Origin of the sequence: Allomuricauda sp. MMSF_3307, assembly GCF_030733585.1 — a bacterium.
GTDB lineage: Bacteria > Bacteroidota > Bacteroidia > Flavobacteriales > Flavobacteriaceae > Flagellimonas.
In genome coordinates this window covers 588,980-613,812 of the sequence record NZ_JASHIQ010000001.1, presented here as the reverse complement: position 1 = coordinate 613,812, position 24,833 = coordinate 588,980, and the positions used below count along the sequence as shown (strand labels likewise).

General features: G+C 43.5%; 21 protein-coding genes. 8 read left to right on the top strand and 13 right to left on the bottom strand.

All coding sequences use genetic code 11. The features are described from left to right. The first annotated feature begins 79 nt into the window (after positions 1–79). On the top strand, positions 80–250 hold the full coding sequence (locus tag RBB12_RS02630) for a DUF6747 family protein (protein ID WP_164732874.1): 171 nt from the start codon (positions 80–82) through the stop codon (positions 248–250). A 72-nt stretch (positions 251–322) separates the two neighbouring features. Here the strand turns inward: RBB12_RS02630 and RBB12_RS02625 are convergent, their stop codons facing one another. The 3 genes from RBB12_RS02625 to RBB12_RS02615 form a co-directional block, all read right to left on the bottom strand. Beyond that, complete coding sequence (locus RBB12_RS02625; protein WP_306012686.1) at positions 323–1,324, bottom strand: DUF4837 family protein; 1,002 nt, start codon at positions 1,322–1,324, stop codon at positions 323–325. A gap of 12 nt (positions 1,325–1,336) precedes the next feature. Further along, complete coding sequence (locus tag RBB12_RS02620; RefSeq protein ID WP_306012685.1) at positions 1,337–2,935, bottom strand: lytic transglycosylase domain-containing protein; 1,599 nt, start codon at positions 2,933–2,935, stop codon at positions 1,337–1,339. Between the two features lie 120 nt (positions 2,936–3,055). Further along, positions 3,056–4,246, bottom strand: coding sequence for a phosphoglycerate kinase (locus tag RBB12_RS02615; protein WP_306012684.1), 1,191 nt, complete (start codon positions 4,244–4,246; stop codon positions 3,056–3,058). A gap of 180 nt (positions 4,247–4,426) precedes the next feature. On the opposite strand from RBB12_RS02615, the gene RBB12_RS02610 reads away from it, so the two are divergent. From RBB12_RS02610 to RBB12_RS02600, 3 genes are read left to right on the top strand one after another with little or no spacing between them, the layout of a single operon-like run. Next, positions 4,427–5,578, top strand: a complete 1,152-nt coding sequence (locus RBB12_RS02610; protein WP_293281245.1) for an ATP-binding protein — start codon at positions 4,427–4,429, stop codon at positions 5,576–5,578. 12 nt (positions 5,579–5,590) lie between these two features. Further along, on the top strand, positions 5,591–5,986 hold the full coding sequence (locus RBB12_RS02605) for a DoxX family protein (RefSeq protein ID WP_306012683.1): 396 nt from the start codon (positions 5,591–5,593) through the stop codon (positions 5,984–5,986). A 16-nt stretch (positions 5,987–6,002) separates the two neighbouring features. Continuing rightward, complete coding sequence (locus RBB12_RS02600) at positions 6,003–6,458, top strand: hypothetical protein (protein WP_306012682.1); 456 nt, start codon at positions 6,003–6,005, stop codon at positions 6,456–6,458. A gap of 245 nt (positions 6,459–6,703) precedes the next feature. Here RBB12_RS02600 and RBB12_RS02595 read toward each other — a convergent pair whose 3' ends face one another. The 6 genes from RBB12_RS02595 to RBB12_RS02570 all read right to left on the bottom strand — a co-directional run bounded on the left by RBB12_RS02595 (position 6,704) and on the right by RBB12_RS02570 (position 14,591). After that, on the bottom strand, positions 6,704–7,210 hold the full coding sequence (locus RBB12_RS02595; protein ID WP_306012681.1) for an OmpH family outer membrane protein: 507 nt from the start codon (positions 7,208–7,210) through the stop codon (positions 6,704–6,706). A 241-nt stretch (positions 7,211–7,451) separates the two neighbouring features. Continuing rightward, a complete protein-coding gene (locus tag RBB12_RS02590) occupies positions 7,452–8,282 on the bottom strand; it encodes a class I SAM-dependent methyltransferase (RefSeq protein ID WP_306012680.1) in 831 nt (276 codons plus the stop codon). Then, positions 8,260–8,805: a hypothetical protein gene (locus RBB12_RS02585; protein WP_306012679.1), complete on the bottom strand. Its 546-nt coding sequence runs from the start codon at positions 8,803–8,805 to the stop codon at positions 8,260–8,262. The genes RBB12_RS02590 and RBB12_RS02585 overlap by 23 nt, the downstream gene beginning before the upstream one ends. Positions 8,806–8,900: 95 nt before the next feature. Then, on the bottom strand, positions 8,901–10,769 hold the full coding sequence (mnmG, locus tag RBB12_RS02580) for a tRNA uridine-5-carboxymethylaminomethyl(34) synthesis enzyme MnmG (RefSeq protein WP_306012678.1): 1,869 nt from the start codon (positions 10,767–10,769) through the stop codon (positions 8,901–8,903). Between the two features lie 2 nt (positions 10,770–10,771). After that, positions 10,772–11,191 (bottom strand): rRNA maturation RNase YbeY, encoded by a 420-nt coding sequence (gene ybeY, locus RBB12_RS02575; RefSeq protein ID WP_306012677.1) that lies wholly within the window; start codon positions 11,189–11,191, stop codon positions 10,772–10,774. Continuing rightward, positions 11,166–14,591 (bottom strand): DUF4175 family protein, encoded by a 3,426-nt coding sequence (locus RBB12_RS02570; RefSeq protein ID WP_306012676.1) that lies wholly within the window; start codon positions 14,589–14,591, stop codon positions 11,166–11,168. The genes ybeY and RBB12_RS02570 overlap by 26 nt, the downstream gene beginning before the upstream one ends. Before the next feature lie 143 nt (positions 14,592–14,734). Here RBB12_RS02570 and gltX point away from each other — a divergent pair, with 143 nt between their 5' ends. Both gltX and RBB12_RS02560 read left to right on the top strand, forming a co-directional pair. After that, the gene (gene gltX / locus RBB12_RS02565) at positions 14,735–16,231 is read left to right on the top strand and encodes a glutamate--tRNA ligase (protein ID WP_306012675.1); all 1,497 of its coding nucleotides are present in this window, start codon (positions 14,735–14,737) and stop codon (positions 16,229–16,231) included. Positions 16,232–16,323: 92 nt separating this feature from the next. Then, on the top strand, positions 16,324–17,259 hold the full coding sequence (locus tag RBB12_RS02560; protein ID WP_306012674.1) for an SPFH domain-containing protein: 936 nt from the start codon (positions 16,324–16,326) through the stop codon (positions 17,257–17,259). Between the two features lie 69 nt (positions 17,260–17,328). On the opposite strand, the gene RBB12_RS02555 is transcribed toward RBB12_RS02560, so the two are convergent. From RBB12_RS02555 to RBB12_RS02540, 4 genes are all read right to left on the bottom strand, one after another. Continuing rightward, on the bottom strand, positions 17,329–17,544 hold the full coding sequence (locus RBB12_RS02555; protein WP_293281217.1) for a DUF6327 family protein: 216 nt from the start codon (positions 17,542–17,544) through the stop codon (positions 17,329–17,331). After that, positions 17,541–17,891 (bottom strand): phage holin family protein, encoded by a 351-nt coding sequence (locus tag RBB12_RS02550; protein ID WP_179383230.1) that lies wholly within the window; start codon positions 17,889–17,891, stop codon positions 17,541–17,543. Before RBB12_RS02550 ends, RBB12_RS02555 begins: the two co-directional genes overlap by 4 nt. Positions 17,892–17,894: 3 nt before the next feature. Next, positions 17,895–18,224, bottom strand: a complete 330-nt coding sequence (locus tag RBB12_RS02545; protein ID WP_306012673.1) for a YtxH domain-containing protein — start codon at positions 18,222–18,224, stop codon at positions 17,895–17,897. A gap of 305 nt (positions 18,225–18,529) precedes the next feature. Continuing rightward, entirely contained in the window at positions 18,530–20,215 is a 1,686-nt protein-coding gene (locus RBB12_RS02540; protein WP_306012672.1) for a glutamine--tRNA ligase/YqeY domain fusion protein, read from the bottom strand. A gap of 275 nt (positions 20,216–20,490) precedes the next feature. On the opposite strand from RBB12_RS02540, the gene RBB12_RS02535 reads away from it, so the two are divergent. Both RBB12_RS02535 and RBB12_RS02530 read left to right on the top strand, forming a co-directional pair. Next, on the top strand, positions 20,491–22,749 hold the full coding sequence (locus RBB12_RS02535) for a gliding motility-associated C-terminal domain-containing protein (protein ID WP_306012671.1): 2,259 nt from the start codon (positions 20,491–20,493) through the stop codon (positions 22,747–22,749). 6 nt (positions 22,750–22,755) lie between these two features. Next, positions 22,756–24,831, top strand: a complete 2,076-nt coding sequence (locus RBB12_RS02530; RefSeq protein ID WP_306012670.1) for a PorP/SprF family type IX secretion system membrane protein — start codon at positions 22,756–22,758, stop codon at positions 24,829–24,831. Positions 24,832–24,833: the final 2 nt, after the last annotated feature.

The window sequence follows — 24,833 nt, the reverse complement described above, 5'->3', positions numbered from 1 at the left end:
GACTTTTTGCCCTTTAGTTTTTTCATCCACCCTTTAAAAACAAAACTTTGTCTCAGCTTAAATCTTAAAAAACATACTTATGAAAAAATTACTACTCGTTAAGGAAATATATATTGAAGGCTTCCGAAACTTGGGCCACTTTTTGGTGGAGAAATATTTCAAGATATTCGCCTGGTTTAGTTTCGTGATGTTCTTTGTGGTACTTTATGCCTTCGTATATCGAATTGCCACTGGCTTTGCATTTGACTAAATCATATCCATCATACAAAAAAGCCCCGAACCAATGGTTCGGGGCTTTTTGTTTTTTCCTATTTCTGGTTATCTAATCGGACGTGTCTTTTGATGGTAAAAACTCAATGGTCTTTAAAATGGCCTCCAGTTCGAACATGTAGTCCCTTTTGGCTTCGGATGGTGCAAAGGTAAACCCTTCGATGACCATTTTTCTGTCATTTTCCTTGTCATTGATGATATAGGTCAAAAACGGTCCCGCCATCGGATAACCGCTTATTTCCCAAACCCCTTTCACCTCGGCCGCTTTTTTGCCGCCAATCTCCGCAGGAAACACATAAGGCGAAAAGGCCTTTTCGGTAATCATAAAAGTGTTTTCATAAGGGCCTGGAATATATTTTTCTCCAATGGAATCCCTCATCCGAACGATATCGTCCACAAACGTGGAATCGTTGCTGAAGTAATCCCAAGGCATTTCATAAGCAATTACATTCATGGTTCCCTTAGGAATCTGAATGTCCATCCACACAAAATTATCTTCTCTTTTGCCCACCTTATACAACGATGGCACGTTTAGTTTTATGCCAAACTCCTCTTCCAAAGCTTCATCTTTGCTCAAGGAACGCTCAAACCTTCGCTGGGCCTCGGCAATTTCGTTGGATTTGAACTCCTTTATCGCCCTGTCGGCCAGGGAATCCAAATTCCTAATCATGACCTCTTCGGTAGGGCCGGTGACCACCGCTACCTTTTGGGGCTTTGCATAGGCGTCGTCCTTAATATGGGCCAAAGAGGTGGAATCCCGCTCCACATAGAGAATGGATCTCGCATGTGTGGTAGTTCCCTTAAAAACCTTTGGAGGCACTTGGGTGAGCGTAAACAATGGCTCTATTTGGGGCAACCCGATAATCTGTGCCGCAAATTCGTCCCGTATCTTTTCCCCGACCGGCCCTCTCCAGAGCTCGGTGTCCATGATGACCATCAGCGAGTTGATTCCCCCGGTAGAGGGTGGTAAAAATTTTTCTTTGGAGCCTGAGTTCTTACAGGCTGATAACGCCACCAATGAGATGGCAAGCAGTAGTGTTCCTAATTTTTTCATCTTGTGTTAAATTTACGAAGAACAATCACACAATTTAAGTTTTGTGCCCGGTTTTAGGTTATTACCGCTAATACCGTTCCATTCTCGTAAATTTTCTATGGTAACTCCTGGATATTTTTTGGAAATTGTCCAAAGTGAATCTCCAGACTGCACCGTATGGACCTTTGCCCCGTTGGCAACGGTGTTTGAAGACTTGGACGCACTGCTCTTGGAGCTTGTTTCGGCCACATAAGGTTTTCTCGGGAAGATGGTCAAGCGTTGCCCTACTCTCAAATTGTTGCTTCTAAGACCGTTCCACCGTTTGATCTGGCTGACTCCAACCCCGTAGCGTTCTGCAATTTTGCCCAAATAATCACCACTTTTTACGCGATATCTGATCTGGTCCTGTGCCGTAATCATGCTCGGTAACGGCTTCTCCAAAGAGTCCAGTTCCTTTTTAACGAAGGCATAAATTTCCTCCTCGTTGGCCACAAACTTTCCAATTTTGGAGGTGGGGAGTCGCAAGGCGTAATTCTTCCCTTCCACTTTTGGTATGATGTTGAGCTTGTAGGCCGGATTCAACATTTCCAATTCCTCTGTGCTGATATCGACCAATTTGGAGATTTGGTCAAAAGTGATCAAATTTTTGACATGGATGGTATCCGTTTCAAAATAGGGACGCTCTGCCCTTTTATATTGGAGTCCGTGCTCTTCGGCATACTCAAAAATGTACATGGTCGCCAAAAACGCTGGAAGATATCCTGCTGTTTCACGTGGAAGAAATGGTCTAATGTTCCAATAATTCTCGTAACCGCCCGAACGTCGGATGGCTTTGTTCACGTTCCCGGGTCCGGAATTATAGGCTGCCAAAGCCAAATCCCAATCGCCGAAAATATCATACAATCGGCTTAGGTATTTGCTGGCCGCTTTGGTGGCCATAATCGGGTCGTGCCTCTCATCCACATAACTGCTTACATCCAGACCGTACATTTTTCCGGTGCTGTACATAAACTGCCACAATCCCTTTGCTCCCACTCTGGACATGGCTTTTGGATTAAGGGCAGATTCAACAATTGCCAAATATTTAATCTCCAATGGGATGTTTTGATTGTCCAGTTCCTGCTCGAACAAGGGAAAGTAAAATTGGCTGGCCGTCATCATCCGTTGCATCAAATCCCTTCTGCGGGTCAAAAACGATTTGATAACGCTTTCCAAAGAAGAATTATACGTGATATTGAACGGTGTTTTCTCGTTCATTCTGGCCAATCTGGCCTTAAGGGTATCGGTTGGTAGGTCCACCACAAAAATGGAATCTTGCCCCGGCCCGTTTTGAACCTCCAAAAGCATATCGCTGAACAGCTCGGCATTGCTATGGAGTTCATTCAGCCAAAGGCTGTCGTATCGCCAAGCCTCTTCCAGATCCCGTAGCTTAAACTTACCATCTTCGTGGGTTTCCAAGGCCATGAGCTGCCCATCAATCTTAATGTTGGATACAGCAATAACCCCTTCTTCCTCTTCTTGGAGCATTATGGAATCCTTCTCCTCCTCTTGCGTACCATCCTGTTGCGCACTCAAATAAGGCGCTACGGACAACATGGCCGCAAATACAGCTGTTTTCAATCTTTGGTTCATTTGGAAACGGTTTGATTTTTTGGGGCTAACTAAATTGGCTTTTTTTTCTGACATACTAAAGCGCACAACCAAAATTTGCCGTCTTTTAACGTTTTCCCCTAATAACTCACAACGTGGAACTTAGCTCAATATTGCAGCGATGCCCGGAAGGGTTTTTCCTTCCAAACTCTCCAACATGGCTCCTCCTCCTGTAGATACATAGCTTACTTTATCCTCGAAACCAAACTGCTTCACGGCAGCAACGGAATCCCCTCCGCCAACAAGGGAAAATGCTCCGCCCTGTGTGGCTTCATCAATATAGTTGCCCAAGGCAATGGTTCCTTTGGCAAAGTTTTCCATTTCAAAAACGCCTACGGGTCCATTCCATAATATGGTCTTGGAGGCCAGAATCACTTGTTTAAAGATTTCCAAGGTTTTTGGTCCTGCATCCAGTCCTTGCCAGCCATCGGGAATTTTATCCACGTCAACAAACTGGGTCTCGGCATTGTTGTCAAAATCGTTGGCGGCGAGCACGTCAACCGGCAAGTACACGCTAACGTTTTTTGCTTCGGCCTGTTTCAGGATATCCAATGCCAGTTCCATTTTATCGTCCTCGCAGATGGAATCACCCACTTTTCCCCCTTTGGCTTTTACAAAGGTGTAGGTCATCCCCCCTCCGATGATCAAGTTATCAACCTTATCCAATATATTCTCGATGATGGTGATCTTGGAAGACACCTTTGCCCCGCCCAAAATAGCAGTCACAGGTTTCTCGCCCGTTTCCATGACCTTGTCAATGGCCTTGATTTCCTTGGCCAATAAGTATCCAAAGCATTTGTTTTCTTGGAAAAACTGGGCAACGATGGTCGTAGAGGCGTGCGCCCTGTGCGCTGTTCCAAAGGCATCGTTCACATAAATGTCCCCGTGTTTGGACAGCGCTTCTGCAAAGGACTCATCGCCTGCTTCCTCTTCAGAATGAAAACGAAGATTTTCCAACAATAGCACCTCTCCGTTCTTTAAACCGGCCACGGCATCATCTGCTTTTGCACCAACGGAATCTTCGGCAAATTTCACCTGCACCCCGATAATGTCCGATACTGTATCGACGATATGGGAAAGGGACATATCTGGATTGGCCTTGCCCTTTGGCCTGCCTAAATGGCTCATCAGTACGGCAGAACCGCCATCTTCCAAAACCTTTAGGATGGTTGGCTTGGCTGCTTCGATTCGGCTGGTGTCGGTTACCTTGAAGTCACCATCCAACGGTACATTAAAATCAACCCTGATCAGTGCTTTTTTGCCTTCGAAATTAAAATCGTCTATCGTTTTCATCTTTGTGTTCTTTTTTGAGAATTTCAAATGTAAAGATTTCCTGCTTTTTCCGCAGTCGCAGCGACCCGATATTTAAAAGTTAAGGTGATTTTAACCTTTTTGTTGCCATATGTTACATCCAGAAGTGCCCCAATGGAGCACATGGGAAACTTCAGCGGTTAAAAAATGTATCTTTGAGACATGCTTTTTAAACACATTTTAGGGCTCGAACACATCAAAAGTCATTTGGTGACCACGGCGGAAACCGGAAGGGTGGCCCATGCCCAGTTATTTGTGGGCCCGGAAGGCTCTGGGGTGTTGCCCATGGCCATTGCCTATGCGCAGTACCTTCTCTGTGGAAACACTGGAGGGGAAAACGAAGGCGAAAACACGGTGTGCAATACCAAATGCAACTCACTGACGCATCCTGACCTTCATTTTGCTTTTCCCGTTTCCAATTCGGACAAAGTTAAGTCGCATGCGGTAAGTGACCATTATTTGGAAGAGTGGCGGATGTTTGTTTCGGAGCAACCGTATGGCAATTTGTTCGATTGGTACCGCCTTATCGGTATTGAAAAAAAGCAGGGCCAGATTGGGGTGGACGAAGCACAGGATATGGTCAAAAAATTATCCTTGAAGTCCTACGAAGGCGGTTATAAGGTGCTCATTGTTTGGATGGCCGAAAAGATGAACGTTTCGGCCGCCAACAAGCTCTTGAAATTGATCGAAGAACCTCCCAATAAAACGGTGTTGCTGCTGTTGGCCGAAGATGAGGAACAGATCATCAACACCATCCGTTCCCGTTGTCAGATATTGAACTTTCCTCCTTTGGCGGAACAGGTGATTACCGACGAACTTTTGGCCAGGGGCGTTGCGCAAACGGAGGCGCTTACCATTGCCTTGGAAGCCAATGGCAATTTTAACAAGGCGTTGGACCTGCTCAACAAGGATTCGGAGGACCTGGTCTTTGAACGATGGTTTGTACAATGGGTGCGGAGCGCCTTTAAAGCCAAAGGAAATAAAGGTGCCATTCAGGAGCTGATTTTATGGAGCGATGAGGTCTCCAAGACCGGGCGTGAAGTGCAGAAAAAGTTTCTGAACTATTGCCTCACCATGATGCGGCAGGCACTGCTTCTCAACTACAAGGCCAAGGAATTGGTCTACACCAAAGTGCATATGGAAGGTTTTGATTTGAACAAGTTTGCTCCCTTTGTACATGAAAACAATATTTTGGATATTGTGAAAGAGTTGGAGGAAGCCATTTTCCACGTGGAACGCAATGGTAATTCCAAATTGATTTTCACAGACTTGTCCATTAAACTGACACGGCTATTGCACGCCAAGGCCGCTTAAACCAAACAGCGTATGAACCATATAGTTTCAAACATCACGGAAATTCTATTGCTGATTTTTTTGACCATTGTTTTTTTGCAGAGCGGGATTGATAAGCTGCTCCATTGGAAAGGTAACCTAAGCTGGCTTACAGGGCATTTTTCCAAATCCCTTTTTAAGGGCTCGGTTCCTCTGCTACTCGCCATAATCTTGGTGATGGAGATGTTATCCGGGATTCTTTGCGGGGTCGGGATTTTTCAATTTGCCATTGATGGCGAAAGTGCCTTGGGCTTTTACGGTGCCATATCCTCCGCAGTTACGTTGTTGATGTTGTTGTTGGGGCAGCGAGTTGCTATGGATTATGAGGGAGCCAAAACCATAGTGGTTTACCTTATCCCCACCGTTTTCTTGGTGTATTTGATGCAATGACAAAAGCTTTTCAATCATGATTGCTGCACCTAAACAAAGAACACAGCTTCCCGAAAAAACACAAAGATATTACGGCCAATTCCAGCATCTCATCTTGGAGATACGGAAAAGGAAATTGCCAAGTGATTTGCTAACGGTCATCAATAATCGCATTGAGACATTGAACCAAGTCTCGGATACCGACAAGGCATTAAAGTCTGAAATCCAAAAGACTCAGTCGAAGATTGTTGGTCTTTTAGCGGAAAAACTGAAAATAGTGCCCATTAATTATTACCGAAAAACATGGTTTGTTTTGGGCATGACCGTTTTTGGGCTCCCAATGGGAACGGCGCTCGGTCTTAGCTTGGGCAATATGGGATTATTAGGTCTCGGACTGCCGGTGGGCATGTTCATCGGGCTGGCAATGGGTGCCCGAATGGACAAAAAAGCGGAAGAGGAAGGTAGACAATTGAATATCGAAATTAAATCATAGCTACTTCCAGAAATTGATTTTCAATAACATGAAATAAGGCCTGTCTTATCCTGACAACTCCTTAAACAAAAAAGAGGCCCTCTAAAAAGCAATTTGTACATCATTTCGAGCGCCTGCCTGCGGCAGACAGGCAGTCCAGAACTTAAGACACGTTGGACGTCAATGGGTTTCGACTGCGCTCAACCTGACAACGTTCCAATAATAAAGCTTTTTAGAGGGCCTCTTTTATTTGAATGGATACAGTACTAGTTTTCGTACTTATCGTTCAATATCTTCAATATATCGTTCGTCACATCATTGGCATCGTCACCATAGATTACAGAACCTCCTTCACCTCCACCAAGGATGTAGGTATATCCGTTTGCTTTTCCATAAGCGCGGATTTCTTTTTTCACCTTTTTCACCAAACTATCCATTTGAGTCTGGCTATTCTGCTGTAATTGTTGCTCTTCTTGTTGAAGACGCTGACCAATTTGTTGGCCACGTTGTTGTAATTGGGCATATTCTTCCTGTGCACTTTGCTGTGACATGCTCTGAGCTTTGCTCTGGAACTGCTGCAGTTCCATTTGAAAGGCTTGGGAAATACTGTCCCTTTTTCTGCCCATGGCATCGGCTTTGGTCTTAAACCTCGCTTCTACATCTATTTTCTCTTGATAGTCGTCCATGATCTTTACACTGTCCACATAGCCGATTTTGTTTTGCTGACATGCCATGGCCGTCACGGCAATCGCTAGCACTACTAATTTTTTCATTATTTACTTTTTATCGATGCGCAAAAATAGGAAAGCTTTCGGAAAGGCGATCATTAACTTTATGTGATGTTAATTGACCTCAAAAAATATAAATAAACAAAATCTATCCTTAAAAGTTAAAATAATTGATTCTGATTATTTTTAAGACGGCATAAAATCCGCTTTTCTCGCGGCATCTTTTTGTGCCAATACGATTGCCTTTAAAAGGTGTAGTTCGCAGCGCAGAGGGCCTTAAAACAACTTATTTCCCCTTTTTGAGAATATAAATCAAGGACGAGGGCTCCTTGGTAAAAACAGCTTTAAGGTTGGACCATAATCCGATGAAAAAAGCTGTGATGAAGTAGCATCTGTTTCCTTTGTATTTTTCGGAAAGCAGAGAGACATAAAATGCATCGAACCACATCGGTTTGGTCTGGACTACTTGCAGACCATGGGGGGCAAAAAGTTTAGAAATCGCTGTTTTTGAAAAGTGCCAAAGGTGTCTGGGAACATCATACGCAGCCCAGAAGGATTTATAGTGCTGGGCATCCCAAGATTTAAAATTGGGAACGGCAATCACCAAAACTCCATCATCTTCTAAAAGTTCAACCAAGTTGGAAACCTGCTCCTGTAAATTCGGCAAGTGCTCCAAAACGTGCCATAAGGTAATGGCCTGAAACTTCTGGACAGCAAGTTTATCCAAAGTAGGCCATAGTTCCATGCCCTTTTCCTTTGCCAAGCCTCTTGCTTTTTCGTTGGGCTCAACTCCAGTGACCTTGAAGCCAGCATTTTGAGCGGTTATGAGAAAATCTCCTGTTCCAGCACCTACATCCAACAAAGTTATAGGTTTATCTGTCTGATTTTCAACTACTTGAATCTTGTTTTTAAGGTTGACAGCTTTAATCCAGTGATATAACCGTTCTGTGAACGATGTTTTGGCATCTGTATGAGAAATATAATCCTCACTATCGTAGTACTTTGATAGTTTTTCTGGTTGGGGCTGGGTTATGAGCATATCCAAACTTTCATCCCGGTGCAATTCAAACTGCTCTCCAGAAACAGCATAATCCTTAGTTCTTAAAAACAAGTTCATTGTAGTTATCGGTAGCCAAATATTCTTTTTTCAGGTTCCGAAGATAGGACAAAACCTTTTGCTGCGAAACCGACTCTTCAGACAAACAGTCCTTTTCTGTATCAGTAAAGACTTCTATTGCAATATACCAATTACCTGTTCTAGAGGTATGGATATCATCAAAAACGGGTTCCATGTCGGCAGCCTTGTTCAGGGCAACATCCAAAGCCAAAGGAATAAGGTTGATAGTCTTTGTTGGAATCTCTACTTCGTAAAAGGAAAAATAATAGGTTGTATCCTCAATCAAAAAAGGAACCTGAACGTCTACGTAGTAATCATTCAATTGAAATTTTGTGTTTACGTAGTGGTAAAACTCGTCAGCCTCCTTTGGGTCTTCAAAAACGAAAACATTCTTTTTGGGAAGGCCCTTTTTGAAGCGTTTCCCTTTTGCAATTTTATAATCTTTAATGTTTGGAGCAATGCGCAAAGGGATACAAGACTGGCACAACAACGCACACATAAGGATTAAGAGTATTCGTTTCATCTGGCTTAGTGTTTGATATAGCGAATCAAAAATCGAGCCGTTCTAGATGAATCAGAACCCAAAATTTTATGTTCCACGTGGAACAGTTCAGGCATCTACCTGCCCAAATACACCAACAACACACTAATATCTGCAGGAGAAACACCGCTTATCCTCGAGGCTTGTGAGATGGTAACGGGCTGAATGGACTGCAGCTTCTCCCTTGCTTCATAGGATAGCGATTTCAACTTAGAGTAATCAAAATTGTCCGGGATACGGACATTCTCCAACCGCTGTAACTTATCGGCATTTGTTTTTTCCTTCTCGATATACCCTGAATATTTCACTTGTATTTCGGCTTGCTCCAATACCTCTGCATCCAATTGGTGCTCCTTCACAAATTCTGAAACCGACTCCAATTCTAGCATATGTTTCATAGTAACCTTTGGTCTAGAAAACACTTTGAACAACTTATCAGATTGCTTTACTTGTGCCGAATTTAAGGACTCCAAAATGGGGTTTATTTCCTCCGTGGTGAAGCTTGTCTTTTTAAAGAAGTCAATAAAATTGTCCGACTTGCTCATCTTCTCCTCCATCCTTCGCAAACGTTCCTCTTTGGCCAAACCAATTTCATAACCTCTTGGGGTAAGTCTCAAATCGGCATTATCCTGTCGAAGTAAGGTCCGATACTCTGCCCTTGATGTAAACATACGATATGGCTCTTCCGTGCCCTTGGTAATCAAATCATCAACCAACACACCGATATAAGCTTCATCTCGTTTAAGGATGAACGGCTCCTTTTCGTTGATTTTCAAATGGGCGTTTATTCCGGCCATCAAACCTTGGGAAGCTGCTTCCTCATATCCAGTGGTCCCATTAATCTGTCCTGCAAAATATAGGTTCTGGACCAATTTTGTTTCCAGCGTATGCTTTAACTGTGTAGGAGGAAAATAATCGTATTCAATAGCGTATCCGGGCCTAAAAAACTTAACCTGCTCAAATCCCTTCACCGACTTCAAAGCTCGATATTGAACATCTTCAGGAAGGGATGTGGAGAATCCGTTGACGTAAACTTCCACCGTATTCCAACCCTCTGGTTCGACAAATATTTGATGGGAATCCTTATCTGCAAAACGGTTAATCTTGTCCTCAATGGACGGACAATATCGCGGCCCTATACTCTTAATTCTGCCATTGAACATAGGTGATCTTTCGAAACCGTCCCTGAGCAAATCGTGAACCAATTTACTGGTATGCGTCATATGGCAATCGCGCTGCGTTTGCAAAATGGGGGTATCCAAATAAGAAAATTTCTCAGGTTGGTCATCGCCTGGTTGGGGAATCATCTTGGAATAATCCAAAGACCTTCCATCCACCCTTGGTGGTGTTCCAGTTTTCATTCGCCCACTATCAAAACCCAGCTCAACTAACTGTTCTGTAATCCCTGTGGCGGCTTTTTCACCGGCCCTTCCACCGCCCAGCTGCTTTTCTCCAATATGGATCAGGCCATTCAAGAATGTCCCGTTAGTAAGCACGACGGCTTTGGCTCTAATTTCCAAGCCAAGGCTTGTTCTAACTCCTACGACCTTATCCCCCTCTATCAACAATCCATTCACCATCTCCTGATAAAAATCGGCATTTGGGGTATTCTCCAAAGCCATGCGCCACTCCTCGGCAAAACGCATTCTATCGTTCTGCGCTCGCGGGCTCCACATCGCAGGACCTTTAGATTTATTCAGCATTTTAAATTGGATTGCAGACTTGTCGGTAATAATGCCGCTATAACCGCCAAGAGCATCTATCTCCCGGACAATTTGCCCCTTAGCAATCCCTCCCATAGCAGGGTTGCACGACATCTGCCCAATGGTTTGCAGGTTCATGGTGACCAATAAGGTACGAGAGCCCATGTTTGCGGCAGCTGCTGTTGCCTCTGCTCCTGCATGACCTCCACCTACAACAATAACATCATATTCCTTTTCAAACATATCTATGGTTCCACGTGGAACATTTTAATCTTTTCTTCTTCTTTGTTTCGCATGACTTCCTTTTCGGCGTCGTTCTTGTCGCCGTATCCAGCAAGGTGTAAAATCCCGTGGCTCATCACGCGTTTAAGTTCCGTTTCGAAATCAACCCCGAATACCTCAGCATTTTCTTTGACCCGCTCTGTAGAAATAAAGATGTCAGCGGCTATCCGGTTGCCATCCGTATAATCGAAGGTGATAATATCGGTAAGCGTATCGTGATTTAAATATTGCACGTTGAGTCCCAATAAGTATTCATCCGTGCAGAAAATATAATCCACATGGCCCAAAATATAACCCTCGGAATCCACTACCCTATTTACCCAATCGGAGTAATCGGATATATTGTTTATCAAAAAATCACTTTTGAAATGGAACTCTATCATTGTCGAAATACACCTTTACTTTACGCTCGTAATTTTTGCGCAAAGGTAAGGCTTGTCTATTTAATATTTCAACATCGTTCTGATACCTTTCCAGCAACTCCGGCTTCGTGGTAATCGGATTGGAGTATTGTTTTAGATTACTCTTACTCTCCCTTTCCTTTTTTTGACCTTGTTCCATTGACGCGTTTTCCAATTTCATCAACTGGTGCTGAATATTGTCTGCCTTATTACGCGTCCTATTTGTAATCCCATTTTCCAGAAGGTCATTTTCAAAGTCTTCCATCTGTTGCATCAATTTCTTGGCCAAATTCCGGTCAGATTCGTTAATCATGTTCTCCAGCTGACTTTCCAAATTCTGTCTCAAAAACTGTTGCTCTTTGTAGATTTCATATACTTCATTTAAGTCCATTTCTCCTAAACCATTCCCGTTTGATTGAGATGTCCCTTTTTGTTTTCCCGCCTTTCCATTTTGTCCTTTTTGGCCATTCTCACCTTCACCTGTATTTCCCTCTTCGCCCTGCTTGTTGCCTCCTTCATTCTTTCCGTCTTGCTCCCCCTCACCTTCCGATTGCTGACCCTGCTTTCCTGGTCCATTCATCTTCTCTTGTATCCCTTGTTGACCTTTGATGATATCCGGTAACTGAAAATCCTGCCCTTCTCCGCTGCCTTGGCCAGGACTCATGTTCTGCTGCATATTATCCAAAACATTTGCCAAGAAATCTGCCAAAGCGTTTGTAGCATTGATCACATATTGTTGATATGAGGCACCTTGATAAATTTGATTATCGGCAATACTTTCCAAGGACTTATCTATGTTATAATACACCTCGGTGATTTGCTCATTCACAAACTCAGACAATTCGGCCCTACGGAGTGAAAGTGCAAATAAACTATCATCTACATGCTCAAACAATCTACGAAGATCCTGCTGGCCCTTGACGGTTTTTGAGAACTGGGAAATATCTACATCCGCACTTTGGATATTATCAAAAAGGTTTTCCTGCTTAAAAGAAAATGTGACCAAATTGTCCAGTATTTGCCGGAGCATTTCAGCATCTTCGGCATCGGACTGACCTCCTCCTGAAGCACCTGACTTTAATGATTCGCTCATTTCACGCATCTTCTGCGCTGCAGACTTTTGCTTTTTGGTGGCATTATTGCCAGCATCCTCCTTTTCCTTGGCTTGTGAAGACTCTTCCATTCCCTGATGCTTATTTATTTCCTCAAGGGCATCTTGCTGGTCTTGCTTTATGGCTCCGGTCATCGTTTCATCCGTATCAAGTTCGATGGGTTTCTTTAACTCTTGGTTATCTTTCTCCAAATCCCGTATCTCTTTTTCCAAACTTTCAAATTCCTCATTAAGCTTCTTTTGCTCTTTGTCACTAAAATCCTCTCCCAACTTTAACTCTGATAAGGTCTCTTGCTTCCGCGCCAATTCTTCCAGCTCCTTCGCTATTTGTGATGCCTTTTCAGTAACGTAGTAACGCTTCGTCAACTCTAAAATCTGCTCTAGGTTGCGTCTATTTTTACCTTGATTCTTACCCAACTCCTCAAGGCGTTGTTGTAGCTCCTCCTTATCAATTTTCTCCGCAATCTTTTCCAACTCTTCCAACAGTTTGGCATTTTTGCGAGCCTCTGCTTCTTGTCGCTCCAACCGCTCTTGTATCATCCGCTTCATTTCGGAATCTTCCTCATTCTTGTTAATGCTCTTATTTAAATCCTGGCTAAACTTTTCCATTAACTGCTCTTGCATTTGCTGTTGTTGCAGGAAATTTTTAATCTGACTTTTCTCCTCAAAATTCAAGGCCTTCTCTTCCTTCTGCAGCTGATTGATTTCGGAAAGCTTCTCTTCCTGTTCTTGCATGTTCTTCAAGGATTCCCCTAGTTTGTTCAATGTCGTATTCTGAAACTCCAACTCCTTGTTATTCAGTTGATTATCATCATAAAGAACAGCGTCATATACCTCGCTTTGGGTTACCTTTCCGCCCCTAATACCATCATTATCAACCACTTCAAAGTAAATCTTATAGCTTTTACCCGCTTCAATCGCTAAACCGGACGGGAACGTATAATAAAACTGAGTGACATTGCCTTTTGGCGAATCCAAAACAAGACGTTGCACACTTTGTTTATCGTCAGATGGATAAACCACGGCCCTAATCTCCCTTAAACCATAATCGTCGGCTGCTTGTCCGGCAAAATAAGCCTCATTCGGATTGAGTGAGTCCGTTATTTGGTTCACCTGCACAGTCGCCTTTTGATCACTAATCACACCCAGGCGATACGCAAGCCTTTCAAAGTCACGTACCTTTTTATTGGATGTGGTTAACTCATACTCTACTTCATCAAATAGTCGCATTTGATAACTAAACACAGAACCCTCCCGTTGAAAGGATTGTAAGGTGTCCTTGGTAATCATATCAATCTCCTCAACATTGCTCCCGGAAATTTTCCATGTAATCCGCGTACCCTCCGGTACCTCGGCATTACCTGTCCCAGATAGTACCTCAGAACTTCTTTTCAAATAAGAAGGATAATCCAATTGCAAGGAAAAATCAACCAAAGTAGGTGTTTCAAATGTGCTTACTTGATACCTTCTGGAATCCCATCCATTGGCCGTTAAATAAAAACTAAAGTTGCCAACAGGTGGTTGAAACGTATACACATAAACCCCATTGCGCTCTTGCATCACTAAACGTTCGTTGCCTACAACCATCTGAACATCGTTCGGGCGAACCTCTCCAATAGTTCTCACTTCAATGGTCAAAGCTTCGTTGTCGAATACCTCCAAATCGCTGTTAACCACCTCGAACACAAAAGGAGCAGGACGTTCATAAGCCACATCGTAATTTAGAACCCTTTTATGGGAATTGAAGAACGAGACCACATCCCCGGTCACCCAAATAACAGCTAAAATACCCACTGGAATCAGAATGTACCTCGCATATTTCAGACTCTCCCGAACATTCACAGCATCCACAAAGGACACGTTTTTTAAATCCGTTGCCCTCTGCTCTATACTAGCCATAAGCAAATCAGACTTTCTTGGATTTTCCGAAAGCTCCAACAAATTAAGTAGTCTATCATCTACGTTGGGGAAATGTTTCCCAATCATTCGGGAGGCAAACTTGTGGTCAATCCCCTTCCAAACCTTGAAAAGAAAAAGCAACGGAATAAGGATATACCTGTACAGCAGAAACAATTCTACAACCACAAACAGGATAAACATCGTCAATCGCCACGACTCGTTCATCCAAAGTACATATTCAAAATAGGTAATGACTATCCAGAAAATAGTACCTAAAGTCAAAAACAGGAAAGCTCCCTTTACCAATTGCTTTACATAAAAGCGGTTGATAAAGCGTTCCAGCTTCTCCAAAATGGTGTCGTACGTGCTCAAAATCAATTGTAATTATTACCAAATTACCCGATCCTTACTAATTGAAAAGAAAAAATTTGTTAAACCTTAGTTTAAACCCATGCACGCACCCCTTTTCTGTTCAACCGCATCCATGTATCTTTGCAGCCTAATCAAGGTCGATTATGAGTCAAAAAGTACGAGTCCGATTTGCGCCCAGCCCTACCGGTCCATTGCACATTGGCGGATTGCGCACGGCGCTTTTCAACTATTTGTTTGCCAAAAAACATGATGGTGACTTCGTTTTGCGAATAGAGGATACCGATCAAAACCGATTTGTGGAAGGAGCCGAAGCTTATATCATTGAGGCCCTTAACTGGAGCGGGATTCCTTTTGACGAAGGACCGGGAAAAGAAGGAGACTTTGGACCATACCGTCAGAGTGAGCGTAAACAATTGTACCAAGCTTATGCACAAGAATTGGTAGAAAAAGGAAAGGCTTACTATGCCTTTGATACGGCAGAGGCCCTCGACCAGCACCGAAAAGACCATGAGACCAAGGGTAAGACATTTATCTACAATTGGCACAACCGATTAAAACTGACCAATTCCCTCTCTCTTTCCAATGAAGAGGTGCGGGCCAAAATAAACGCCGGAGAAGACTATGTCATCCGCTTTAAGTCCCCTGAAAATGAAAATCTTGTTCTAAAAGACATCATCCGTGGAGAAATTCACATCGATACCAATGTGTTGGATGATAAGGTATTGTTCAAAAGCGATGGTATGCCCACCTATCACTTGGCCAACATTGTGGATGACCATCTGATGCAAATTACCCATGTGATTCGTGGTGAAGAGTGGCTGCCTTCCTTGGCCTTGCATCAACTTCTATATGACGCATTTGGTTGGGATGCACCACAATTTGCACACCTTCCATTGATCATGAAGCCCGTTGGGAAAGGAAAATTGAGCAAAAGAGATGGTGAAAAAGGGGGGTTCCCCATATTTCCGCTCACGTGGAACCAATCCGAAGGCTACCGCGAAGCCGGCTTTTTTCCGGAGGCGGTTGTTAATTTCTTGGCGTTATTGGGTTGGAACCCCGGCACAGAACAAGAAATTTTTACTTTGGATGAGCTAGTAGACAGCTTTACCCTGGAGCGTGTCAATAAATCCGGAGCCCGTTTTGACCCCGAAAAAAACAATTGGTATAATCAACAATGGCTCCAGAAAAAAAGTGATGCCGAGTTGGCAGAACTATACACAAAGGAACTTGCCCAAAAAGGTATTACTGCAGAAATGGATTATGTTGTGGAGGTGGTATCATCCATTAAGGAGAGAGCTTCCTTCGTCACCGATTTCTGGGAACTTTCCGATTATTTCTTTCAAGCTCCTGGCTCCTACAACGAAAAAGCGGTAAAAAAACAATGGAAGGAAGATACCCCTGAAATCATGCAACAGCTAGCTTCCCTATTGGAAAAATTGGATGATTTTTCATCAACAAATATCGAACAACAGGTGAAAGCATGGATTTCCGAACAGGAACTTTCCTTCGGAAAAGTGATGCCTCCCTTGCGTTTGGTAATCGTTGGTGACATGAAAGGACCGCATTTGTTCGATATCATGGCGCTTATTGGCAAAGCACAAAGCATCTCCCGCATACAGACCGCCATCGCCCAGTTATAGGATTATTGGAAATGTAACATTATTTGAAAATTGACTACTAATAATGTAGTCAAGTTTCGTAATTTCCATTTCTAACATAAATCCTAAACACTATGGGCAACTATTATCTAATACCGATTGCGTTTATAGCGCTGATTATCCTTTTTAAGTTCTTTTTTATTGTGAAGCAACAAACTGCTGTGGCTGTAGAGCGCTTTGGAAAATTCCATAGCATCAGAAACTCCGGGCTTCAAATGAAAATCCCGATTGTGGACCGTATTGCAGGCCGATTGAGCCTGAAAATTCAACAATTGGATGTTATCGTAGAGACCAAAACCAAAGACGATGTGTTCGTAAAGCTAAAAGTTTCTGTGCAGTACGTTGTCATAAAAGACAAGGTCTATGATGCCTTTTACAAACTCGAATATCCACACGATCAAATCACTTCGTACGTATTTGATGTGGTCCGTGCCGAGGTTCCTAAAATGAAACTGGACGATGTCTTCGTTAAAAAAGATGACATCGCCATCGCAGTAAAGGCAGAGCTGCAAGATGCGATGCTGGACTATGGCTTTGACATCATCAAGACTCTAGTGACGGATATCGACCCGGACGCGCAGGTAAAAGCCGCCATGAACCGCATCAACGCCTCAGAACGTGAAAAGATCGCGGCCCAATTTGAAGGTGACGCGCAGCGCATCCTGATTGTGGAAAAAGCAAAGGCCGAGGCGGAAAGCAAGCGTTTGCAAGGTCAAGGTATTGCAGACCAGCGAAGGGAAATTGCCCGCGGTCTCGAAGAATCCGTAGAAGTGTTAAACAAGGTGGGCATCAATTCCCAAGAAGCCTCTGCTCTCATTGTGGTTACCCAGCATTACGACACCTTGCAAGCTATTGGTGAAGAAACCGATACTAACTTGATTTTGTTGCCAAACTCTCCGCAGGCCGGAAGCGACATGCTAAACAATATGGTGGCCTCCTTTACGGCCAGTAACCAAATTGGAGAAGCTATGAAGCGCAAGAAAAACGAAAAAGGTACGGACAACAATTAGTAAACCTATTCCCAATACAAAAAGGCTCCGAAGACGGAGCCTTTTTCTTTTAATCAATGCCTTGCGACCTTAATCCAATTTCTTCAATATCTTTTTGGCGACCAAAGAGATAGCAACTTTTTGAAGCAAAGGGGCCAATCCTCCCAAAATATTGGTTGGATAGAGTTCGTTCTTCGTGTTCTGAACGGCAAGCTTCACTTTCTCCTCCTCAATTTGTCGCTGTAATTTGAGAATTTTCAAATCCCGATCGATTTCTTCGAATGATGTATATGTTCCTTGTATCATATCTCGTCAAAATAAAATTTAGAAAAACTCTTCAATAATGGCTTTTCAAACCTTTTGCGAACAGACCATAATATTAGACCAATCAGTACATAAATACCGCCGACCAATAAAAATCCTTGGGCCGTGTTGTTTAACAACATCGCAAACCAGAAGGCCAAACTTATGGAAAGGAACAAAAGAGCCATGGAAACCACACCGCCAATAACCAAGACTTTGGTGGCCATGGTGATTCCCTTCATCATGGACTTAAAGCTTTGGAGGCGGTAAAAGTCCAAACTATTCTTCACATAGGACTTTACCCCATCCTCCACATCGCCAATCTGTTCTTTAATTTCTTCAAATGCCATGGATTACTTCTGCAATTGGGCGTTCTTACTTCTCAAATCTTCGAGCTTCTTTTCCAAGGCAACCAAAATATCATCTGCCTTATAGCTCATAGTAGATAATGTATCCTCCAGCTTTTCTTCGAATTCTACTTTTTTGGCATCCGCCGTTCTGGTGAATTCTTCTTTGGCATTATTTAGACTTTGGGTGATATCATCTTTGGCCTTTACGGCACTCTTTTTGATTTTCTTTCTGGTTTTCTTTCCTTTATCCGGAGCATACAAAATTCCAATTCCAGCTCCAACAACTGCTCCAGTTAATAATGCGGTTAATACGTTTCCTGTGTTATTTGACATAATTTTTTTGATATTTGATTAAACTTCAGTGATACCGAATTGTAACCTATTAAAATGATTACCGAATCGGATTTACTCAAAAGTAATGGTGCATGAGAGTACGGATCAATTCAAACGGTGGAAACGTTAACGCTTTAGCTAAATTTTGATGAAATATTGCAAATAAGACGCTACAATCCATCTTTTGCCCACTTTCCAGGCCTTTGGCCGGCCTTTAAAAATTAGTCAAAAGAAACCCGCCAAAAAAGGCCGTTTTCAATAAGGTAATTCAATGGCGGGGCAAAGTTTAATAAGAAAATATTATGTTACTCCTTTTGCTCCAATTTGGCCCAGGTGTCGCGTAAGGTCGTAGTTCTATTGAACACCAATTGATCGGACGTAGTATCTTTGTCCACATTAAAATAACCTAAGCGCTGGAACTGCATTTGATCGCCAATCTTGGCATCCTTTAAACTAGGTTCCAAATAACCTGTTACCTTTTGCAACGAATCCGGATTTATGAAATCCAAAAAATCTTTGTCTTTATGACTATCAGGTGTGGCATCCGTGAACAATCTATCGTACAATCGTACTTCGGCAGTAATGGCATGCGCAATGGAAACCCAATGTAAAGTTCCTTTCACCTTTCGTAAACTTTCCTCGGTACCTGAACCACTTTTGCTTTTGGGGTCATACGTACACTGTACTTCGGTAATGTTTCCTTCTGAATCTTTGGTGCAGCTTTCAGCCTTTATAATGTATCCATTCTTTAAACGGACCTCTCCTCCAAGTTTCAGTCTAAAGAATTTACGATTGGCCTCTTCCCTGAAATCTTCTTGTTCAATGTACAACTCCCTAGAAAAAGGAACCTTGCGGCTGCCCGCGGAATCATCCTCTGGATTGTTCTCGGCCTCCAACCACTCTTCCTTACCTTCCTCATAATTGGTGATCACCAATTTTAATGGATTGAGAACTGCCATTACCCGTGGTGCAATTTTGTTCAAATGCTCTCTTACATGAAAATCGAGCAAGGATACATCTACCACATTGTCGCGCTTGGCAATCCCGATAGTGTCGGCAAAGTTTCGGATGGATTCCGGAGTGAACCCCCTTCTTCGCAATCCTGAAATGGTCGGCATGCGGGGATCATCCCACCCAGTCACAATTCCATTTTGAACTAACTGCAGCAGCTTTCGCTTGCTCACCACGGTATGGCTAAGGTTTCTTCGAGCGAATTCACGCTGTTTTGGGCGTAATTTTTCCGAAGATACCACTTGGTCCAAAAACCAATCATATAGTTCGCGATGGGGTAAAAACTCCAGTGTACACAATGAATGCGACACTTGTTCGATATAATCGCTTTCGCCATGTGTCCAATCGTACATCGGATAAATACACCAATCGGTATTTGTGCGGTGGTGCGCTTTATGCAGGATGCGGTACATTACCGGATCACGCATGAGCATATTTGAAGATGCCATATTGATTTTTGCCCTGAGTACATGTTCTCCATCCTTAAACTCACCGTTTTTCATACCCTCAAAAAGGCGTAAGTTTTCCTCTACGGAACGATTACGGTAGGGACTTTCTTTCCCTGGTTCTGTTGGAGTCCCTTTTTGACTCGCTATTTCTTCGGAAGATTGGCTGTCCACATAGGCTTTTCCATTTTTGATGAGCTCAACCGCCCAATCGTACAATTGTTGGAAATAATCCGATGCATAGCATTCCGAAGCCCACTCAAAGCCGAGCCAGCGTACATCTTCCTTGATGGCCTCCACATACTCCTTTTCCTCTTTGGCCGGATTGGTATCGTCGAAACGAAGGTTCACCGGGGCATTATACCGCAGTCCAAGCCCAAAATTGAGACAAATGGAGCTAGCGTGACCAATGTGCAAATAGCCGTTTGGCTCCGGTGGAAAACGAAACCTAAGGTCATTTTTGGAATAATCCTTCTTTAGGTCTTCCTCAATAATGTGTTCTATAAAGTTGAGCGATCTAGCTTCTTCTGACATACCAGTAATTTGATGCGCAAATGTAGTAAAATCCCATGTTGATAGCTATTTTTCCTGCTTCCGTGTATACAAAGTAGGCCATTTCACAACAGTTTTCCATACACCTACAACAATATCTTTCCGTTCGTCGAAAATAGCGACATATTTGTTATTGGAATACTATATGAAAGAGAGGCGCCCGAACACCGTCTCTCCGAAGGAATTACGATTATTACAATTAAGGGGCACAAACTAACAGGGCTATATGGCCCATAACCTCTTAAATACTAACGGTGATGAGAAAAAGTAATTCAACCTATAGCGTTCTTGTTCTGGCCTTGGCTTTTGTGCTACTTGGTACCCTTACTTCGCAAGCCCAGATTCTACACAAGCCCGTGCCGGCCGACAACCCCAACCTTGCTGGAAATTCCGCTTGGACCGCTGTCTGTGCTTCCGCAGGCTTTAACGAATATTTCGTGAACTTTACTTGGGATCCGCCCTTGGTGAACAGCAACAACGAATTTGTTCTGGAGCTATCGGATGCCAACGGCTTTTTCTCCGATCCAACAGAACTGGCCCGCGTCAGTGACAAAAACACAACTTTTGACTTTGAGTTTCAATTCGCACTTCCTTCGGAAATGCGTGGTAGCAGCTATAAAATGAGGGTTCGAAGCACGAGTCCGGCCAAGACCAGTCCCGCTTCTGATGCCTTTTCCATGTATTTTATCGATTACAATGCGCCCTTGCTGATCAGTGAAAACGGAAGCGGATCCATTCCTTCTGGGGGGTTGATTCAAATTTGTGGTGGTGGAGCGGTCACACTAAAGCCGCACAACATTCCAAATGCCTCTACCTATATCTATAACTGGTACCGCAGTGGTACATTACTGCCCACAAAATCAGAAAGCATTACCGTTTCTGAACCGGGCATGTACTACGTGGAACTCGATTACGGGGATTGTTCCGGGTCCGCAAACACCCTATCCAACACCATTGAAATATCAACTGGCACCAGTGCAGGCTTGGCCATCAACGGCCCAAGCAGCATTGCCATTTGCCCAGGAGAATCCCAGGTATTGGAGGCCAGTATTTCCGGAATGGGACTAAAATATACTTGGTACAAAGATGGGGTCGTCGTAAACGGGCCTACTGTTGATGCCAGCACATTTAACGTAAACTCCAGCATAACAGGCTTTGAGGGTTCCTATGAGGTTGAAATTTCTGGAACAGGAGTCTGTACCGAAAGATCGGCCCCTGTCACTATCTCCAGAACCGGTTCGTTCGACATTACATTGAACAACAACGAAAATATAGTCTTGCTTCCTGCACAGACGAAAAACTTATCCGTCTCAACCTCGGCTACAAGTGCAAGTTATCAATGGTATAGAAATGGTGCTGCCATTGCAGACGCCACCAGTAATAGCCTTGTAATAAGCGAAGTGGGCGATTATTACGTAACAGTCACGGAAAATGGGGGTCCTTGTACGCCCGAGCCCATTGCCTCTGCAACCACCACGGTAGTATCTCCAGACTCTTTTGAGTTTGTGGTCGATTATGTGGGCAATTACACTTCTTGTGAAAGTGTTGACGCTACGCTGACCTTGACCGCTATCAATGCAGTAAGCGATAGTGGTGCCAAAACGGATGTGACCGCAGACCTACAAAGTTCATTTGATTATCAGTGGAAACTGAATGGAGCCAACATTTCAGGGGAAACATCAAAGACCATTACCCTATCCAATCAGGAAGACAACGGCGAATATACCCTATTGGGTTCCGTTGATGCCTTTGAGGCCCTGTCCAACAGCTTGGCCGTGACATTGGCTTCCAATGAAACCTTACAGATTACAGCCAACGGTAATGTGCTTTGTGAAGGAGGAGAGGCCATCGTTCTGGAAACTTCCAAAGATTTGACCGATGTAACATTCCAATGGAAAAAGGACGGAGCTGTTGTTGATTCCTCATCCGACACTTTCACGGTGAACGAAACAGGTGTTTATCAACTTGTTATCACTTCCAACGCGTGTCCATTAGTATCCAACGAAATCACCATTAGCGCCTTTGATGATTCGCTTTTGGTACTTGATAAGCCCAAAGACCTCATCATTATTGAGGGAGAAACCCAAACCCTTACCGCTAGCGGTGCAGATTCCTATGAATGGTACGATGCAGGGAACAACCTTATTTCCTCAGGAAGTTTTTACGACTTTACCGAGGAAGGGGAATACCTACTCGTGGCCTATTTCGGAACCTGTACAGTGAGCAAAGTCATTACTGTTACCTACAGGGATATGTTCAATATACCAAATGTTATTACCACCAATGGCGACGGTATTAACGATTTATGGGTATTGCCCAACACCTATTCCAGAGATCCGAACGTACTTGTGACCATCTTCAACGAAAGAGGGGAGCAAGTGTTTAGCCAAGCTGGCTACGAAAACAATTGGCCGCAGTCCACCACAACTTTCAACAAACAAAACATGATTTTCTATTACAAGATTACCCGTGGTGGCAAAAGCCTGAAACAAGGAACCATCACTGTTATTAAATAAGCAGCAATGCAGACCAAAAAACCTCTACTCTTACTTGCCTTCTTGCTACTTGCCCTTTCCGGAATCCGCGGACAGGAGGAAGAAGCCTATGTACCCTATAACGTGCCATCACAGAACCTTTTGAAGTTCAATAGGTTCTTGCTCAACCCTACCTTTTCCACGGTAAGGGAAGACAAATCGTACATTAACCTATTTCACAGAAACCAGTCGGTATCTTTTGATGATAATAACCAAGTGTACTTCTTGAGCTATAGTGGTAGGGTGAGCGATAGAAGTGGTGTTGGTCTTAGTTTGTTCACTAACCGCGAAGGTCTCTTCAATAACTTCGGTGTTCACGCCAACTACGCCTATGGCGTTCGCTTGAGCCCAAAAAGCACCTTCACCTTTGGTGCCAACGTAAGTTATTACCAAAGTGCCTTTAATCAAGATAGGGTAAATTCTGTTGAGGTTGACCCGCTATTGAATACCTTGGAAAGCAGTTCTTTAGTGAGCTTTCAGCCTGGGTTCAACTTCTCCATTGGTAAGTTTGATATTGGAGGTTTTGCAGAAAACTTGTTCGACTACAACCTAAAAACCAGTGAGTCTGTCACTGATTTCAATGAAAAGACCTATTCTGGTCACTTGCAATATACCCATCAGTTTGAAAATGGAACTGGGATCATGGAAAAGGCCCGTTTGATGCCCTTGGCAAGGGTCCGTAAAGTTGGCGAAGAAAACCTTACCCTAGGTGGAAACCTCATCCTAGACCTACCCAAATTGGGGTGGGTACAGGCTGGTTACGATGACTTTTATGGTGCTTCCGCCGGACTTGGTTTTAACCTAACAAAAAATATTTCCTTGGGATATACCGTGGAAAAAGGCTTGTCCAACCAATTTGAAAACTTTGGGGTAACCCATGAGATCTCCTTAGCATACTCCTTTACGCCTAACCTCACCGAGGATAGGGTTATGTTGGAAAAAGAAGGCGAAGAACTGGTTTCCAATGAGGAAGATGTACCACAAGATAGCTTGAGCATTACCGATAAAGATTTGGAAATCGCCCGCCTGCAGGACAAATTGGCTGAAAACGATGCCATTTTGGACGAATTGCTAATGCGGCAGGATTCCATTGAAACTACTAGAAAAAAAGACCTTGAACGACGCTTCGAAACCGTAATGAAAATGGTTCAGCGGGAAACACGTGGTCAGAATCCAGCGTTGGAACAAAGGGCTAAAGAGGTCTACTTTGCCGATATGGACAGTGCGGACATTGTTACCCGCAAAACACAGCCTTTGGCCAACCATGGGCTATCCAACAGCACGGCTACCAAAAAGGTGATCAAAATCAACGAAACCAAAGCAAATACCGGAGTGGCCTATGCTTCCAATACCTCCTCAAAAAAGGACAACACCTACAGGTCGGTAAAAAGTAACAAGGCAACAAGGTTCAAATCCCATGCTGTTCCCAATGTGGAAAGCGGTCACTATTTGATTGCCAATGTGTTCAGGGATACCAACAACCTCAACGCATTTATTGAAAAACTTCGTGCCCAAGGTATTGAAGCCGACTACTTCCAAAACCCGAAGAATGGTCTCAACTACGTATACATCGGGGACTTTAACAACAAGACTGAAGCTCTGGAAGCCTATCGTACCAAGATGAACGGCACCTACCAAGGCGACGCTTGGGTGATGAACGTGAACAATGGCGGTTCGCCCATTGCGGGCTACGACGGAACTTTGGCCGCAAAGTCCAAGTACAACAACAATGTGCTTTCCAAAAACGTAGCAAACAATACCCTGGCAAAAGGCAACAAGCATGTAGTGCTACAAACACAATCCGGCGACGGATTGCCAGAGGGCTATTACATTATTGCCAATGTTTTTGACAATTCGGCCAGTGCCAAAGCCTTTGTTAAAGAATTAAATTCCAAAGGTTTGCACGCGAGCTACTTCGTTAGCCCCGCAGACAAAAATAGGTACGTGTACTTAAAAAAGCATGAAACTTGGAACAATGCTTTGACCTCTTATTACACCAAACTAAACGCTTCGTATGATGACGATATGTGGATCATGCGCATAAAACCAAACACTAATAGCTAACC

What these genes read in the sequence shown, in the direction of transcription:
- RBB12_RS02625 (WP_306012686.1), bottom strand. Translation starts at nt 1,324, where the DNA reads ATGAAAAAATTAGGAACACTACTGCTTGCCATCTCATTGGTGGCGTTA.
- RBB12_RS02615 (WP_306012684.1), bottom strand. Translation starts at nt 4,246, where the DNA reads ATGAAAACGATAGACGATTTTAATTTCGAAGGCAAAAAAGCACTGATC.
- RBB12_RS02605 (WP_306012683.1), top strand. Translation starts at nt 5,591, where the DNA reads ATGAACCATATAGTTTCAAACATCACGGAAATTCTATTGCTGATTTTT.
- mnmG (WP_306012678.1), bottom strand. Translation starts at nt 10,769, where the DNA reads ATGTTTGAAAAGGAATATGATGTTATTGTTGTAGGTGGAGGTCATGCA.
- RBB12_RS02595 (WP_306012681.1), bottom strand. Translation starts at nt 7,210, where the DNA reads ATGAAAAAATTAGTAGTGCTAGCGATTGCCGTGACGGCCATGGCATGT.
- RBB12_RS02540 (WP_306012672.1), bottom strand. Translation starts at nt 20,215, where the DNA reads ATGTCAGAAGAAGCTAGATCGCTCAACTTTATAGAACACATTATTGAG.
- RBB12_RS02590 (WP_306012680.1), bottom strand. Translation starts at nt 8,282, where the DNA reads ATGAACTTGTTTTTAAGAACTAAGGATTATGCTGTTTCTGGAGAGCAG.
- RBB12_RS02630 (WP_164732874.1), top strand. Translation starts at nt 80, where the DNA reads ATGAAAAAATTACTACTCGTTAAGGAAATATATATTGAAGGCTTCCGA.
- RBB12_RS02550 (WP_179383230.1), bottom strand. Translation starts at nt 17,891, where the DNA reads ATGGCATTTGAAGAAATTAAAGAACAGATTGGCGATGTGGAGGATGGG.
- RBB12_RS02600 (WP_306012682.1), top strand. Translation starts at nt 6,003, where the DNA reads ATGATTGCTGCACCTAAACAAAGAACACAGCTTCCCGAAAAAACACAA.
- RBB12_RS02620 (WP_306012685.1), bottom strand. Translation starts at nt 2,935, where the DNA reads ATGAACCAAAGATTGAAAACAGCTGTATTTGCGGCCATGTTGTCCGTA.
- gltX (WP_306012675.1), top strand. Translation starts at nt 14,735, where the DNA reads ATGAGTCAAAAAGTACGAGTCCGATTTGCGCCCAGCCCTACCGGTCCA.
- RBB12_RS02585 (WP_306012679.1), bottom strand. Translation starts at nt 8,805, where the DNA reads ATGAAACGAATACTCTTAATCCTTATGTGTGCGTTGTTGTGCCAGTCT.
- RBB12_RS02545 (WP_306012673.1), bottom strand. Translation starts at nt 18,224, where the DNA reads ATGTCAAATAACACAGGAAACGTATTAACCGCATTATTAACTGGAGCA.
- RBB12_RS02555 (WP_293281217.1), bottom strand. Translation starts at nt 17,544, where the DNA reads ATGATACAAGGAACATATACATCATTCGAAGAAATCGATCGGGATTTG.
- RBB12_RS02530 (WP_306012670.1), top strand. Translation starts at nt 22,756, where the DNA reads ATGCAGACCAAAAAACCTCTACTCTTACTTGCCTTCTTGCTACTTGCC.
- RBB12_RS02535 (WP_306012671.1), top strand. Translation starts at nt 20,491, where the DNA reads ATGAGAAAAAGTAATTCAACCTATAGCGTTCTTGTTCTGGCCTTGGCT.
- RBB12_RS02560 (WP_306012674.1), top strand. Translation starts at nt 16,324, where the DNA reads ATGGGCAACTATTATCTAATACCGATTGCGTTTATAGCGCTGATTATC.
- ybeY (WP_306012677.1), bottom strand. Translation starts at nt 11,191, where the DNA reads ATGATAGAGTTCCATTTCAAAAGTGATTTTTTGATAAACAATATATCC.
- RBB12_RS02610 (WP_293281245.1), top strand. Translation starts at nt 4,427, where the DNA reads ATGCTTTTTAAACACATTTTAGGGCTCGAACACATCAAAAGTCATTTG.